Genomic DNA, 14,323 nt, shown 5'->3' on the forward strand with positions numbered 1-14,323 from the left:
CTTTGCGGTGTCGGAGGCCTCGTCCTACTGGCCGTCGCTTGCCCGCTCCTGCTCCACCGACAGGATGAGCTCGGCGTTTGCGACCTCGGTCTGGTTGAGCACGCCGTCAAGCGCATCGAACTCCTCGGCGCTGTAGCGGGGCTCATACCAGGACTGGCTGTTGAAATAGTCCTGGAGCGCCTTGTTGGAGAACTCGCGGCCGTGACGCGCGTAGATCTCGTTGCGGGCGACTTCCAACTCCCAGTCGGAGAGGTCCTCAAGATCGTCTGATGTATAGCGGCGCGTATCGCTGTCCGCAAGAACAAACCCGTCCTGTCCGGCGACGTCCGTCGAGCCCTCGTCTGACGTATCGTCGTCTGCGGCAGGCTCCTCGGAGTCGTCCTCGTCCGTATCCTGCGGAGCGTCGATGGTAAAACGCACCGACGTGCCACCTACAAACCCGCTGAGCTCATCGAAATCGATGCGCAGGGAGCGGGTCGAGCCATCCTGCGGAAGGCCGGAGGTGTAGACGATGCGGCACGTTCCATCGTCCGCCGACACGGAGAACCGGTCGATCGACACATCGGAATCCCCTGCCGCATCTGTGGACTCGACAAGCGTGAGGTCGCCCGCCGTGATGGCGGAGATGTCGGCGTCCTCCCCCGCCGCCGTGAGCGATAGGTCGACCACGACCTGGGGGTACGATGCCGTATTGATCGAGGTGGCCGAGATATCAAGCGGGATGGATTCGGTAGCCTGTTGCTCGGAGGCAGACGGCTCCGAAGGCGCCGACGAGCGCGAAGAAGCCGAGAGCGCAAACCACACCGCGGCCACGATCACCACGACGACCGCCGCGCAGATGGCGGCAATTGCCGCAGGTGGAAGCGCATGGCGCGGCAGGCGCTCCTCCTCGTCAAAGCTGCGAACGGCAGGTTGCTGCAGGGTGACATCCGGCGACGTCGCGACCCCGGCTTCGGGATACCCCCCATCCGAGTTCGCGGGATACGTCCCCGCGGGCGACGTGACGACCTCGCTCGTATCCCCGGCAGTTTGAGCCGCGGAAGCGCGAGTCGGCTCAGACGGTTCGGGCGCGTTCTCCTCCCCCGTCTTTTCGTCATCCCGGCGTGCTGAGGCGACGGCTCGCACCCATGTGGTACGCCCTGCCCGTGAGATGCTGTCGTTCAGACGGGACGACCGCGAACCAGCAGCGCCGCCCGACGCCTCGTCGTCATGCCGCGAGGAGCCCGCACGAGCGACGCGGGCGCCGCACTCGGTGCAGTACTGGCTATCGTCCGCGAGCTCTGCGCCGCATTTAGGACAAAACATCGGTCGAACACCTCGTCTCTTCGTATGCCTCGTTTGCAACAAGTATACTCGCGCATACTCGCGCCTGCGGACCGTCCGGCTGCATGATTCCCAGGCGCGGGTCCCGAAGCATGCGAGCACTGCACTTCGTATGCGTTCCTGCCTGGGACGACATCGCAATGCGTCTAGGACCAGCCGCTCGCGACCTTCCCGCAGCCTTCCTCAACCGTTGAAACAAGGGCGGCGGGCACCCGGAGACCCGAGCAGCCCGCCGCCCTCAAACGACAAGATCGCACGGCGCCATGCGCCGTATATCCTATCTTACTGATAGCTCACCATCTGATGGTTGCGGTCCTTGACCACGACGTCATGCGCGCCGCCTTCGACGATCGACGTCGCCGAAACAAGCGTGAGGCGTGCCTTCTCCTGCAGTTCCTTGATGGTGAGGGCGCCGCAGTTGCACATGGTGGACTTAATCTTGTAGAGCGTAGAGTTCACGCCGTCCTTGAGCGCGCCGGCATACGGCACGTAGGAATCGACGCCCTCCTCGAAGGCGAGCTTGGCCGCGCCGCCCAAATCGTAGCGCTGCCAGTTGCGGGCACGCGCAGAGCCCTCGCCCCAGTACTCCTTCATGTACTGACCGTTCACGTTCACGCGGGCCGTGGGGCTCTCGTCGAAACGTGCAAAGTAACGGCCGAGCATGAGGAAGTCGGCGCCCATGGCCAGCGCGAGCGTCATGTGGTAGTCGTAGACGATGCCGCCGTCGGAGCACACGGGCACGTAGATGCCGGTCTCCTCGAAGTACTCGTCGCGCGCACGGCACACGTCGATGAGAGCGGTGGCCTGGCCGCGGCCGATGCCCTTGGTCTCACGGGTGATGCAGATCGAACCGCCGCCGATGCCCACCTTGATGAAGTCGGCGCCGCAGTCGGCAAGGAAGCGGAAGCCCTCGGCGTCGACCACGTTGCCGGCACCCACGATGACGGAGTTGCCGTAGTTCTCGCGGATCCACGCCAGGGTGCGCTTCTGCCACTCGCTGAAGCCCTCGGAGGAGTCGATGCACAGGGCGTCGGCGCCGGCCTCGAGCAGCAGCGGCACGCGGGTCTCGTAGTCGCGCGTGTTGATGCCCGCGCCCACCATGTAGCGCTTGTTGGCATCGAGCATCTCGTTGGGGTTGGTCTTGTGGCTGTCGTAGTCCTTGCGGAAGACGATGCCCATGAGGCAGTCATCGTCGTCGACGACGGGCAGAGCGTTGAGCTTCTTCTCCCAGATGACGTCGTTGGCCTTCTTGAGCGTGATGTCCTTGTCGCCCACGATAAGCTGCTCGCGCGGGGTCATGAAGGTGGCGACCTTCATGGACGGATCGTCGCGGCTGGGGCGATAGTCACGGGAGGTCACGATGCCGAGGAGCTTGCCGTGCGGCGAGCCATCGGCGGTGACGGGCATGGTGGAGTGACCGGTCTTGGCCTTGAGATCCATGACCTCGGCCATGGTCATGTCGGGCGTGAGCGTAGAGTCGGAGACCACGAAGCCAGCCTTGTGGTCCTTGACCGCCTTCACCATGGCGGCCTCCTGCTCGGGGGTCTGCGAGCCGTAGATGAAGCTCATGCCGCCCTCGGTAGCAAGCGCGATACCCATCTGCTCGCCCGAAACGGACTGCATGATGGCGGACACCATGGGGATATTGAGCGAAATCGCCGGCTCCTCGCCGCGCTTGAAGCGGGAAAGCGGCGTCTTCAGAGAAACGTTGTTGGGGATGCACTCCGCAGAGGAGTAGCCGGGCACAAGCAGATACTCAGAAAACGTATGGGACTCACCAGGGAAAAACATTGCCATAGCATTCCTCCTTCTGTTGGGTGCGATCGGACCCGGGGCACAACGGCGCCAGGGCACGCCACACGGTTGCGTGGTACCGGCTCGCGTGGCAAGGGCGAATCCGGCGCCGCTATTGTAGCGCAGCCCGCCATGGCGTGGCGCGACCTAGCTGATACAATGTCTCAAGCGACAAGAAAAGGACACCCACATGACAATCAAGGCAACAGCACGCATTACCCTTACGAGCAGCCAGGACCTTCCTGGAGCGTTCGGACAGGGTTGCGCCTTGCTGCTTGAAGGCGTTGCCGCGGAACGATCGCTGAACCGGGCTGCAAAACGCCTGGGGATGGCCTATTCAAAGGCTTGGCGGCTTGTCAACGAAGCCGAGGCGCAGCTGGGTTGCGACCTTATCCTGCGTGACGGCGCCCGCGGCTCCACGCTTACCCAGGACGGCGAGCGCGTGCTCGCTGCCTACCGCGAGCTCCAGACAGAAGTCGACACGCTGCTCGCACGACGACTGCCGGAGCTGCTGAAGCAGGAAAGCTAGCGCGTCTTGCACCGATCCCCGGCGGGGTTATCCCCCTGTTCAAAAACTCGTTTCGGTTTTATGCAGTTATATTCGAACAGGTCGAGTAGACCCTTATTTTGAAGCCAAAATCGACATCAAAAGCCCAGTTGACCACTTTAGTTTAGTAAAGTGTACTCGGAGCTTCGCGAACTAACTGCATAAAAACGAAATGAGTTTTTCTAGGATGCGTTCAAGAGGACTCCGAAGGCGTTTGTGCGCGATTGCTCGGACACCCTCGAAGATTTTTATTGCGTAACAGTGCACACGCGCAAGACGCGTACGCGCAGCAACGGACGCCCTCAAAGGCGTTTTCGCGCTGTTGCGGACACACCGAAGGCACTCGAAATGCCTTGGAGGGCGTGTCCAGAAAGCCTTCCATCCTGCGGCGGGGGCAACCTGCCCCCGCCGCCACGTGGCGAGCTATGACAAAAATGCGCGCAGGCCGATGAGGATGAGCACGATACCGCCAACGACTTCCGCCTTGGGGCCAAAATGCGAACCCAGACGCCTGCCCACTGCAAGCACGGCAAGGCAGCACAAAAGCGTGGTCGCGCCGATGGCGCCACCATAGAGCAAGATGTTTGCGCCGCTCGCAGCGAGCGACACGCCGACCACAAATGCGTCGATCGAGGTTGCGATGGCCTCGAAAAAGATGGTGGCGTAGGTAAGCCCCTCAGTGGAACAGCTCTCGGGCTCGCGAAGCTCCTGCACGGCTTCCCAAACCATCTTGCCCCCAACAAACGCCAAAATCACAAGCGACACAATGCCGGCGTAGGCATCGATAATCGGTGCGATCAACGTTCCGCCGAAATATCCGGCGATGGGCATGGCCATCTGGAACAGCGCGAACATGATTGGCATGGCAAGTTTCTTGGACGTAGCCATATCCGGCTCGCACAGCGAATTGGACAGCGTCACCGCCATGGCATCCATGGCCAGCGCGACACCAAGAACGACCGCCTGAATCAGGTCGGCAACAGCAAAAGACATATCCATGACACCCTCCCCGATGTATGGATGGAGCTCACTTGTGGTTGCAATGCAAAATAGCCTGGTGGGTTCTAGGCCGCCTGGAACCGCACGCCATCAGGGCTCGGGAGGGTTGCAAAACAGGCGCAAAGCCTGATCGAGGCTGTCCGCAATCGAGAGCGGGTCATCGGTCCCAGCAAAAAGACGCAGGTAGTTGAGGTCGCGTTTGGCAGCGATGCCGATGCGCGTGAGCGCTCCGCCTGCCCGCGCATCTCGGTGCGAGCATGTGCAGGTGGTGAGGAACCGCAGATGGCGCACCATCATGCGCTCGTCGTGTGTGCCCTGCAACGAAAAATCGATTGCCGGACCAAAGCCGTGCAGCAAAACGTTTGGCGCAAGCGCACGGTCCGGATGGCTCTTGAGGCCCGGGTAGAAGACGTGGCCCACCGCGGGATGGCAAAAGAGGTATTCGGCGATGGCGTGCGCATGGTCCACATGGCGCCGCATGCGTCCGGCAAACGAGTCCATGCCGTCGGAGATAGCGCAGACATCGGCCTCGGAAAGCGCGGTCGCACGCGTCGGCATATCAGGGTCGCCCAAGCTAAACGAAAGCAGGCGATAGGCCTCCTCGGAGTTGGGGCTTACCAGGCGACGGCGCCCCTTCCCCACCACGGAGCGCGCGACAGAGGTCGCTACAACCTTCTTTTCCAGCCGGCCCTCTGCCACCCGATCGAGCGCCTCAAGCACCACGTGGGCGCCGAGCGAAATCGGATTGCAGCCAAAATACGAGGGAATGGTGTTGTCCACGATGATGATAGCCCCCACCGCGGCCGCTGCCTCGGCAAGTGCTCGAATATGAGGCACCCGAAGTCCCAGGCAACCCTCGGATTCAACGAACCAGAACAGCCGGTCGGCATGGATGCCTGCAGGATGAGCATATGAAGCGGGCGAGCCCTCCGGGATCAGGCGCGCCTCTTCGCTATCGGGGTCGTCCATGCTCGCACGCAGGAAGGCCTGCGGCGTGGGGTCGGAAACGAAGACCGGATCGTTCCAACGAAACAGCTCGCGAAACGCTGGTTCGAAATCGTCGGCGCATACAACCAGGCGGTCGTGGACGCCGATCAGCCCAAGCTTTGCCAGCAGGTCTGGAGTATGGCGGGCGTAAGAAAACCACGTGGCGCGAGCACCTTGGACGTCGGCGAAGCGATGTGCAACCTCGGCCTGCATGACGCCCATCTCATCCGCCTTTCCCGACTCCCTCATGAACCTGTCCAGTATAGCGTGTCGCGTCGGCAGCGTTGCCACCATGAACTAAAAACTGCAACAGGACCCGTGCAAGTGGCGGCGGCGCGCAAGTAGCTGCGGGTCCCATGCAAGTAGCGGCGGTTCGCAGAGAGACGCGTCGCGGCCAAGTGGCGGCATCGTGCAAGGAGCGGTGTCGCGGCCAACTAGCGGCAACGCCACAGCTGAGCGCCATATACAAGAAAGCGCCCCGCATACACGGGGCGCCAAAGATGCAAACAGCGAAAGGTAACACCTGCCCCGCCAAGGAGCCGGCCCACGTTAGGCCAAACCAGCCCAGGCTTCACCTCAAGCAGAGGCTTCGGCCTCGGGCACGACGCCCCTAGCGACGCTCGACGATCTCGGCCTTCACGTCGGCGATGAACTCGTCGAGGTCGCGTGCGACGGTCTCGTTCGAGCGGTCACGCACCGAAATGTTGCCGGCCTCGACCTCCTGCTCGCCGAGGATGAGCATGTAGGGCGGGCGGTCGATGTTGCGCGCCTCACGAATCTTGTAACCGATCTTCTCGTCACGCTCGTCGAGCACGGCGCGAATGCCGGCGTCCTCCAGCTTCTGGGTGACGGCGCGCGCGTAATCGCGGCTCTTCTCGGAGACGGGCAGGACCTTCACCTGGCACGGTGCGAGCCACGTGGGGAACTTGCCCTCGAAGTGCTCGATCAGGATGCCGATGAAGCGCTCGATGGAGCCGAAGCACACGCGATGCAGCATGATCGGACGCTTCTTGGAACCGTCGGCGTCCACATACTCCAGATCGAAGTTCTGCGGCATCTGGAAGTCGAGCTGCACGGTGCCGCACTGCCAGGTACGGCCGAGCGAGTCCTCCAGGTGGAAGTCGATCTTGGGGCCATAGAAGGCGCCGTCGCCCTCGTTAATCACATAGTCCTTGCCCAGGCGTGCAAGTGCCTCGCGCAGGCCCGCCTCGGCGCGCTCCCAGTCCTCGTCGGAGCCCATGGAGTCCTCGGGGCGCGTGGAGAGCTCGAGGTGATAGGTGAAGCCGAACTTCTGGTACACCGAATCGATGAGGTTCACCACGCCCACGATCTCGTCGGTAAGCTGGTCGGGACGCACGAAGAGGTGCGCGTCATCCTGGTTGAAGCAACGCACGCGGAAGAGTCCGTGCAGCGCGCCGCGGAGCTCGTGGCGGTGCACGAGGCCGATCTCGCCGGCGCGGATGGGCAGGTCACGATAGCTGTGCGGCTTGGACTTGTAGACGAGCACGCCACCCGGGCAGTTCATGGGCTTGATGCAGTACTCCTCGTCGTCGATGATCGTGGAGTACATGTTGTCCTTGTAGTGGTCCCAGTGGCCCGAGGTCTTCCACAGCTGCTTGTTCATGATGAGCGGCGTGGAGATCTCGACGTAGCCGGCCTTGTGATGGATCTCGCGCCAGTAGTTGAGCAGCTCGTTTTTCAGGATCATGCCGTTGGGCAGGAAGAACGGGAAGCCGGGCGCCTCGTCGCGCATCATGAAGAGGTCCATCTCGCGACCGATCTTGCGATGGTCGCGCTTCTTGGCCTCCTCGAGCAGGCGCAGGTGCTCGTCAAGCTCCTCCTTCGTGGCAAACGCGGTGCCGTTCACGCGCGTGAGCATCTTGTTATTCTTGTCGCCCTTCCAGTAGGCGCCGGAAACACCCGTGAGCTTGAAAGCCTTGAGCGCCTTGGTGTAGGTGAGGTGCGGGCCCACGCACATGTCGATGTACTCGCCCTGCTGGTAGAAGGTGATGCGCGCATCGTCATCCAGGTCGCCGATGTGCTCGACCTTGTACTTCTCGCCGCGCTCCTCCATGAGTTTCACGGCCTCCTCGCGCGGAAGCTCAAAGACCTGGAACTTGAGGTTCTCCTTCACGATCTTCTTCATCTCGGCCTCGATCGCCGGAAAGTCGTCCTCAGAGATCTTCTGGCCCTCGGGCAGATCGATGTCGTAGTAGAAGCCGTTGTCGGTGGCGGGGCCGTAGGCGAAGTCGGCCTCGGGGTACAGACGCTTAATGGCCTGCGCCATGATATGAGCCGCGCTGTGACGCACGACGTGGGTGACCTCGTCGGCCGGGCACTCGTCCACATGGCCGTCGTTATACAGAACCTTCATGGGAACCTCTTCCTGTAGCAATCGTTGGAAATCGGCAACCGCCTGCATTCCGTCATACGACGTCGCGGCGGCACGGTGTTAACAAGAAAAACGCCCGGACAAAACAGGCCGAGCGGATTATATGGCGCCTGTCTGTGGCCTGCCGGCCAGGCTGAGGGACAGACGCCTAGATAGTCTGAGTTCGAATGCTATGTCCAAGCATGCAAAGCACGGATGACAAGCCTTTCACGAATCGTCTCCTAGTGACCCTACAGGTTTACCACAACCCACAGGGCTCGTGGCGCGGCGGCGCCAAGTTCTCAGCATATCTCAGCATATGCACGCGAAAGGCCCCGCTGCGGGGCCTTTCGTACTCAAGAGTTTACTGAATGTGCGTGCGGCAGTACGGGCACACCTTCCAGTGCGCATCGAGCGGACGCTTGCAGGAGGGGCACACATTGCGCACCTGCGTGTTGCACACCGGGCACACCACGAAGTCCTTCTCGATGGGCGTGCCGCAGTTGGGGCAGGTGCCGTACTGGGCAAGCTGGCGCTCGCGCAGAGCCATGTCGAGCTCCTGCTCCTCGCGGTCGGCCAGGTAGGAATGGGGACGCAGAACAAGATAGGCAATAAGTCCCGCGAATGGGATGAGCGAGAGCAGTCCCCACGCCCAGAAGAACTTGCAGCCACGACGGTTGGCGTCGATGAACACGTAGAGCACCGACAGCGCATAGAGGACGACGACGAAGGCGATGAAGCCATAGACGACCATCATTACCTGTGGTGACATGACCTCTTTAAGAAGGGAAGACATGGGTCCGGGCACCTTTCGATCAATTGCGGGCGCATGGTTTATACGAACGCCCGTATTGTATACCGAGATTCTATGCAACGCCACGTACGGTTACGCAATGGATACGTACGAAAAAGGTCGGCGGCCGTCCTATTCGACCCACGCGGTCGCGTTCCCGGGAAGCAGCCCGTCTTCAAGGGGAACCGACGAGATCACGACCGAACCCTCCGGCAGCGGCACCGAGGAGTCGCCGAAGTTGGTGATGCACGTGAGCGTGCGCCCTCCGGCGGCAGGACGGGTGAAGCAGAGCACCTGGCCGGAGCTGGCACACGGCTCTTCGGCGGAAACCCAGGTCACCTCGAGGTCGCCCGTGGCGGTAAGCAGCTCCCGGCGTAAGGCGAGCGCCCTCCGATACAGCGAGAGCATCGAGGCAGAGTCCGCCTCCTCGCGGTCGGCGGCGAAGTCGGCAAACCACAGGGGCTGCGGAAGATGGGGCTCCGCGTGACGTGCGTGCGAAGCGCCCGATGAGGCGCGTGCGTCATCGGAGAACCCGAAGGTGCCCGTAAGGCCGTCGCCAAACCGCGGGTTCCAAGAAGCCGGGTCGGGACGGTCGGCAGCGACCCAGGGCAGCGGCACGCGACAGCCATCGCGCCCCTTGATCTTGCCCGCATCGTGCGAGTTTGCTGCCTGAGGATCTTCCAGACGGTCCCAGGGGATATCGGCCACCTCGAACAGGCCGAGCTCCTCGCCCTGGTAGATGTAGACCGAGCCCGGAAGCGCCAGCTCCAGAAGGATCGCGGCGCGGGCGCGCCTGGTGCCCAGGGCGCGGTCTTCGTAATAGCTCTGACCGTCACGCAGCAGCCAGTCGTTTGCCAGCTGATGGTGCGTGCTTGCCGGGACCTGCGGCAACCCGTAGCGCGATGCGTGGCGTGGAATGTCGTGGTTCGACATGACCCACGTCGTCGTGGACCCCGAGCGCCGGGCCGAATCGAGTCCCTCGCAGATGGCATGCCTGAAGTCGTCCGCGCGCCAGAGCGCTTTGGCGAACTCGAAGTTAAAGACCTGTCCCAGCTCGTCGGGCGAGGCATAGAGGTGCTGATGGTCGGGGTGGACCCAGGCCTCGGCGACCGCGAAGCGCGGCGGCTCGTATTCGTTGAACACCTGACGCCACTCGCGATAGATGTCGTGCACCTCGGGGCGGTCCCACAGTGGATTGGTGCCGGACGTGTCCAGCTGCCCGTCGACCGCGCTTACGTCGTAGTCCGCTAACGGCCTGCTGTCGAGGTCCTTGGCAAGGGCGTGCGCCACATCCACGCGGAACCCGTCGGCGCCGCGGTCGGACCAGAAGCGAAGCGTGCGCTTGAACTCCTCGTGGACGTCCGGATTCTTCCAGTTGAGGTCGGGCTGCTCCTTGGCAAACAGATGCAGATACCACTCGCCGTCCTCGACACGCTCCCATGCGGGACCTCCGAAGGTGGACTGCCAGCCGTTGGGCGGAAGCTCTCCGTGCTCGCCGCGGCCGGGGCGGAAGATGTAGCGGTCGCGCTCGGGGGAACCCGGCCCCGCGACGAGGGCAGCCTGAAACATGGCATGGCCATCCGAGGTGTGGTTGGGCACGATGTCGACGATTACCTTGATGCCGGCGCCGTGCGCCGCCGCCACCAGTGCGTCGAAATCGTCGAGCGTGCCCAGGCGCGGGTCCACGTCGCGGTAGTCGATAACGTCGTAGCCACCGTCGGCCAGGTTCGACGGATAGAACGGCGAGAGCCAGACGGCGTCGACGCCGAGCTCCTTGAGATAACCCATCTTGCTCGTGACGCCCGGAAGGTCTCCAAGACCGTCGCCGTTTGAGTCTTTGAAGCTGCGCGGATACACCTGGTACACCACGGCCTGCTTCCACCAATCGGCATCAAAAGAACCCATTGCCCACCCCTTCGTCGCGGCAGTGACGTTTGTTAGGTCAATGGTAGCGATTCACGGCCGCCTGCACGCCTCCCGCGGTGATTTTTCCGTCTCGTGACAGAACACATCGGCAAGCGTGCGACGCGGCGCGGCGCCACCCCTACAGCCCGAGCTTGCAGGGCTCCTTGGAATAGTGATTGAGCACTTCGACCCCATCCTCGGTGACCAGCACGAGGTCTTCGATGCGCACGCCGGTGCGTCCTGGCAGGTAGATTCCCGGCTCGATGGAAAACGTCATGCCGGGTTCGATGAGGTCGGTGTTCGCCGAGGACACGTCCCCCGGCTCGTGGTCCTCAAGCCCGATGGAATGCCCCAGCCGATGGGTGAAGAAGGGGCCGTAGCCGGCGTCCTCGATGATGCGGCGCGCGCAGCGGTCCACGTCGCAGAAGCGCACACCCGGCCGCACGAGCGCCTCGGCAGCCTCGTTGGCGCGGCGAACCACGTCGTAGATACGGCGAGATTCCTCGTCGGGCTCGCCCCAGAAGAAGGTCCGCGTCATGTCCGAGCAGTAGTTCTGGCGGCGTCCACCGATGTCGAAGAGCACCACCTGGCCGCGCTCGAGCCGCGTGGCGTCGGGCTCATGGTGCGGGTCGGCGGCGTTGGCGCCGAAGCTCACGATGGGGTCGAAGGAGAATCCTTCGCAGCCGTGCGCGCGGTAGATGCCCAAAAGGCGGTCTGCCACCGCGCGCTCTTCGACACCGTCATGCAACAGCGCCGGCAACTCTGCCATGACTTCATCGTTGGCGGCGCTCGCCGCCCTCATAAGGTCGCGCTCGACCTCGTCTTTATGAGCGCGGGTGCGCGAAAGCGCCCGTGAGGCCAGCACGTAGGAAGCGGCGACTCCGCGCTCCTGCAGCGGCAGAAGAAATCCGGCGCGCATGGTCGCGTCGACGCCCAGGGGACGGCTGGTGTCGATATGCACGGCGAGCAGCGACGTCACGTCGTCGGTATCGTTAAAGATTACAAGCTCGGCGTCGTCGAAGGGGTCGATGGGATAGAGCTCGTTCATGAAGACGACAGGCTGGTTGTCGGGCCGCAGCAAGACACCCGAGAAGCGCTCGTACATCTGCGCATAGAAACCCGTGAGATACAGAATGGACCACGGGTCGCAAATGAGCAGCTGGCCTCCGGGACAGAGGGCCTCGAGCTCGGCCATGACGCGAGACACGCGCTCGGTCTTCATATGGTTCATAGAAATCCCCTTTCCTCGTGCCCGGCCGCCGCATGCATCGGCGCGGCCCGCCATGCGGCCTTGCAGCAGCATACGCCCATCGGACGCTGCCCCGCGGGGCCGCGCCATCTCTTAATGTCTCAGCAACCCGGCGACCTCGCCAGCGAGCGTGATCGTGCCCGCGGCAACCACCGGAACACCTTCGCGCGCAAGCGCGTCAAGCGCCTCGCCGACCGAAGGGTAGACGGCTACGAGGTCCGAGGCCGGCCTCCCAGCGAGTGCCAGGGCATCGGCCACCTGCGCGGCAAGCGCGTCTGCCGGTACCGCTCGCTCAGAGGCGGTCTGTGTGACCACCACGCGCGGGAATGCGGGAATGAGCACATCGAGGATGCCGGCGACATCCTTGTCGGCAAGCGCTGCAACGAGCAGGGTCGGACGGTCCTCGACGCGCGGAGCCAGCTCGTCGAGCGATGACACGAAGACCTCGCAGGACTGTGGGTTGTGGCAGGCGTCGACGAGCACGAACGGCTCGGTGCTCACCACATCGAAGCGCCCCGGCGTCGGACAGGAAAGCAGGCTCTCGGCAAGATGGTCCGCGTCGAGGGCGCACCCCAGATAGGATTCGGCCAAAAAGATCGCACAGGCGGCGTTCTGTGCCTGGTAGGCAGGCTTCAACAGGCGCGCCTCATAGGTCGCCCGCGACGTGGTGCAGCGAAAGACCGTCGCATCGCCCAGCGAGGCGGCCGCATGCACAACCTCATGCGACGACGTCACCGGCGTCACGCCGCATGCGGCGCAGCGCTCGTCCATGACGCGCTGGACGCTGGGCTCGTGGGTGCCCTCGCCCAGCACCACCGTGCGCCCCGGCTTGATCACCGCCGCCTTCTCGCCGGCGATCTGCGCCAAGGTGTCGCCCAGGATGCGCATGTGGTCAAGGCCGATGCCGGTGATGGCCACGGCCACCGGGTCGGTCGCGCTCGTGGCATCCCACCGTCCGCCCAGGCCCACCTCAAGAACTGCGACGTCCACCCTGCGCTCGGCAAAGATCACCAAGGCCGCTACGGTCAGCAGGTCAAACGGCGTAATGGTGTAGGTGGTCTCCCCCGCTGCGACCCTCCGCGCGTTGACGCGGCACCCGGATTCAAGCGCCGCAGATACCCCGTGGGCAAATTCGGCGTCGGAGACGACCCTGCCGTCCACCTCCATGCGCTCGGGATAGCGCACGAGCTGCGGCGAGGTATAGAGCGCCGTCTTCAGACCTTCGCCCGAAAGAATGGCCGCGCAGAAGCGGGCCGTCGAGGTCTTGCCGTTCGTACCGGCTACCTGGATGCAGTCGAAGTGCTCATCGGGACGCTCGAGCTCGTCGAGCATGTCAACGACGGTCTCCAGCAGCGGACCGGCATCTCCCGAGATGGACCCGGTGTCCGCCGCAAGGGCGACCGCCTCGTCGAACGGGAGCTCGGGAACGGTGAAGGGAACCTGATATAACGCAGTGCGCACGGCGGACTGTGGCATGGCAAAGCCTCCGAAAAGAAGTCGAAAACGTAGAGCTGCAAGACAGCACGGTCGATGGTACCGCAGACGCCCCGCTATGAGAAACGCCGCACAGGGCGAACCCCATGCGGCGTTTTAAGCGGCATGCAACCGCGAGAAGTCACGCGCGAAGGCTATCGGGCGTCTGCCTCTTTCTTGGCGCGAGAAGCGAAGATGATCGCCACGAAGCCCACGACGGACTGCAGGATGTTCGGCCACACCGGCACCGTGGACTCGCCGATGATCATCGCAAGCGTAAAGAGGCTCACGAAGGTGAAGATCGTCGCCAACACGATGAACGGCATGAGCTTGGAAGGACGGTTGGCGCCGCGCGCCCCGACGAAGCCCGTGATCACCAGGAAGACACCCGAGACCGCAAGCACGACGCCCATCACGCGCGCCCAGATGACGGGGTCATCGATGACGGTCACCATGGCGGCGTCGGCCGCGCCGAAGAAGCAGATTGCTCCAACCACGATCTGCACCAGGCCGTACAGCATCGCGAGCAAACTCAAACCTTTGACAACTTTGCAGGTACCAGACATTGTTCATCCCTTCTCCCCTGCAGCCCCGCGTCGCGCGTTCGCCCCGCAGGACCACACAATGTCAAAAAGCTTCGCGGCGCCGAGACCTTGTCCCTGCGCCGCGAAGCAACCGTAGTGGTTACCCAGCTACTTTGTAGTGTATCAGCACGAGCAACCCGCTGCAGCGCTTAGTTCTCCGAAGCGTAGAACTTCTTGAACGCGTTTGATTTGCAAGTTCATCGAAACGCTTCCAGGACTCAGCGGGACATGTCCCGCTGAGTCCTGGAAGCGTTTCGCGCTAGCCTCCCGGACGGGGGCCGGATCGGCCGGCCCGCGA

Annotated in this window: 11 protein-coding genes; 1 reads left to right on the forward strand and 10 read right to left on the reverse strand. The window is 63.2% G+C overall.

The window, feature by feature from the left end:
- Positions 1-24: 24 nt before the first annotated feature.
- Positions 25-1,305: a YARHG domain-containing protein gene (locus tag B5F33_RS09535; protein ID WP_087411585.1), complete on the reverse strand. Its 1,281-nt coding sequence runs from the start codon at positions 1,303-1,305 to the stop codon at positions 25-27.
- Positions 1,306-1,605: 300 nt separating this feature from the next.
- Positions 1,606-3,120 (reverse strand): IMP dehydrogenase, encoded by a 1,515-nt coding sequence (locus tag B5F33_RS09540; RefSeq protein WP_087411586.1) that lies wholly within the window; start codon positions 3,118-3,120, stop codon positions 1,606-1,608.
- A 187-nt stretch (positions 3,121-3,307) separates the two neighbouring features.
- Here B5F33_RS09540 and B5F33_RS09545 point away from each other — a divergent pair, with 187 nt between their 5' ends.
- The gene (locus B5F33_RS09545) at positions 3,308-3,646 is read left to right on the forward strand and encodes a LysR family transcriptional regulator (RefSeq protein WP_087411587.1); all 339 of its coding nucleotides are present in this window, start codon (positions 3,308-3,310) and stop codon (positions 3,644-3,646) included.
- Between the two features lie 441 nt (positions 3,647-4,087).
- Here B5F33_RS09545 and B5F33_RS09550 read toward each other — a convergent pair whose 3' ends face one another.
- The 8 genes from B5F33_RS09550 to B5F33_RS09585 all read right to left on the reverse strand — a co-directional run bounded on the left by B5F33_RS09550 (position 4,088) and on the right by B5F33_RS09585 (position 13,971).
- Entirely contained in the window at positions 4,088-4,663 is a 576-nt protein-coding gene (locus tag B5F33_RS09550; RefSeq protein WP_239285035.1) for a manganese efflux pump MntP family protein, read from the reverse strand.
- Between the two features lie 90 nt (positions 4,664-4,753).
- The gene (locus B5F33_RS09555) at positions 4,754-5,899 is read right to left on the reverse strand and encodes a PLP-dependent transferase (RefSeq protein ID WP_239285037.1); all 1,146 of its coding nucleotides are present in this window, start codon (positions 5,897-5,899) and stop codon (positions 4,754-4,756) included.
- A 361-nt stretch (positions 5,900-6,260) separates the two neighbouring features.
- A complete protein-coding gene (gene thrS, locus B5F33_RS09560; RefSeq protein ID WP_087411589.1) occupies positions 6,261-8,024 on the reverse strand; it encodes a threonine--tRNA ligase in 1,764 nt (587 codons plus the stop codon).
- Positions 8,025-8,385: 361 nt separating this feature from the next.
- Entirely contained in the window at positions 8,386-8,817 is a 432-nt protein-coding gene (locus B5F33_RS09565; protein WP_087411590.1) for a zinc ribbon domain-containing protein, read from the reverse strand.
- Positions 8,818-8,946: 129 nt separating this feature from the next.
- Positions 8,947-10,719 (reverse strand): glycoside hydrolase family 13 protein, encoded by a 1,773-nt coding sequence (locus B5F33_RS09570; protein WP_087411591.1) that lies wholly within the window; start codon positions 10,717-10,719, stop codon positions 8,947-8,949.
- A 139-nt stretch (positions 10,720-10,858) separates the two neighbouring features.
- Positions 10,859-11,950 (reverse strand): aminopeptidase P family protein, encoded by a 1,092-nt coding sequence (locus tag B5F33_RS09575; RefSeq protein ID WP_343215928.1) that lies wholly within the window; start codon positions 11,948-11,950, stop codon positions 10,859-10,861.
- Between the two features lie 111 nt (positions 11,951-12,061).
- Positions 12,062-13,444 carry a Mur ligase family protein gene (locus B5F33_RS09580; protein ID WP_087411592.1) on the reverse strand — a complete coding sequence of 461 codons (1,383 nt, stop codon included), beginning with the start codon at positions 13,442-13,444 and terminating at the stop codon, positions 12,062-12,064.
- Positions 13,445-13,596: 152 nt separating this feature from the next.
- Complete coding sequence (locus B5F33_RS09585) at positions 13,597-13,971, reverse strand: hypothetical protein (RefSeq protein ID WP_087411593.1); 375 nt, start codon at positions 13,969-13,971, stop codon at positions 13,597-13,599.
- Positions 13,972-14,323 lie beyond the last annotated feature (352 nt).

It is taken from the genome of Collinsella sp. An2 (genome assembly GCF_002160065.1).
Taxonomy (GTDB): Bacteria; Actinomycetota; Coriobacteriia; order Coriobacteriales; family Coriobacteriaceae; genus Limicola.

Coding starts and splice junctions, on each gene's coding strand:
- B5F33_RS09535 (WP_087411585.1), bottom strand. CDS start 1,305: ATGTTTTGTCCTAAATGCGGCGCAGAGCTCGCGGACGATAGCCAGTAC.
- thrS (WP_087411589.1), bottom strand. CDS start 8,024: ATGAAGGTTCTGTATAACGACGGCCATGTGGACGAGTGCCCGGCCGAC.
- B5F33_RS09550 (WP_239285035.1), bottom strand. CDS start 4,663: ATGGATATGTCTTTTGCTGTTGCCGACCTGATTCAGGCGGTCGTTCTT.
- B5F33_RS09565 (WP_087411590.1), bottom strand. CDS start 8,817: ATGTCTTCCCTTCTTAAAGAGGTCATGTCACCACAGGTAATGATGGTC.
- B5F33_RS09575 (WP_343215928.1), bottom strand. CDS start 11,950: ATGAACCATATGAAGACCGAGCGCGTGTCTCGCGTCATGGCCGAGCTC.
- B5F33_RS09540 (WP_087411586.1), bottom strand. CDS start 3,120: ATGGCAATGTTTTTCCCTGGTGAGTCCCATACGTTTTCTGAGTATCTG.
- B5F33_RS09545 (WP_087411587.1), top strand. CDS start 3,308: ATGACAATCAAGGCAACAGCACGCATTACCCTTACGAGCAGCCAGGAC.
- B5F33_RS09555 (WP_239285037.1), bottom strand. CDS start 5,899: ATGAGGGAGTCGGGAAAGGCGGATGAGATGGGCGTCATGCAGGCCGAG.
- B5F33_RS09580 (WP_087411592.1), bottom strand. CDS start 13,444: ATGCCACAGTCCGCCGTGCGCACTGCGTTATATCAGGTTCCCTTCACC.
- B5F33_RS09570 (WP_087411591.1), bottom strand. CDS start 10,719: ATGGGTTCTTTTGATGCCGATTGGTGGAAGCAGGCCGTGGTGTACCAG.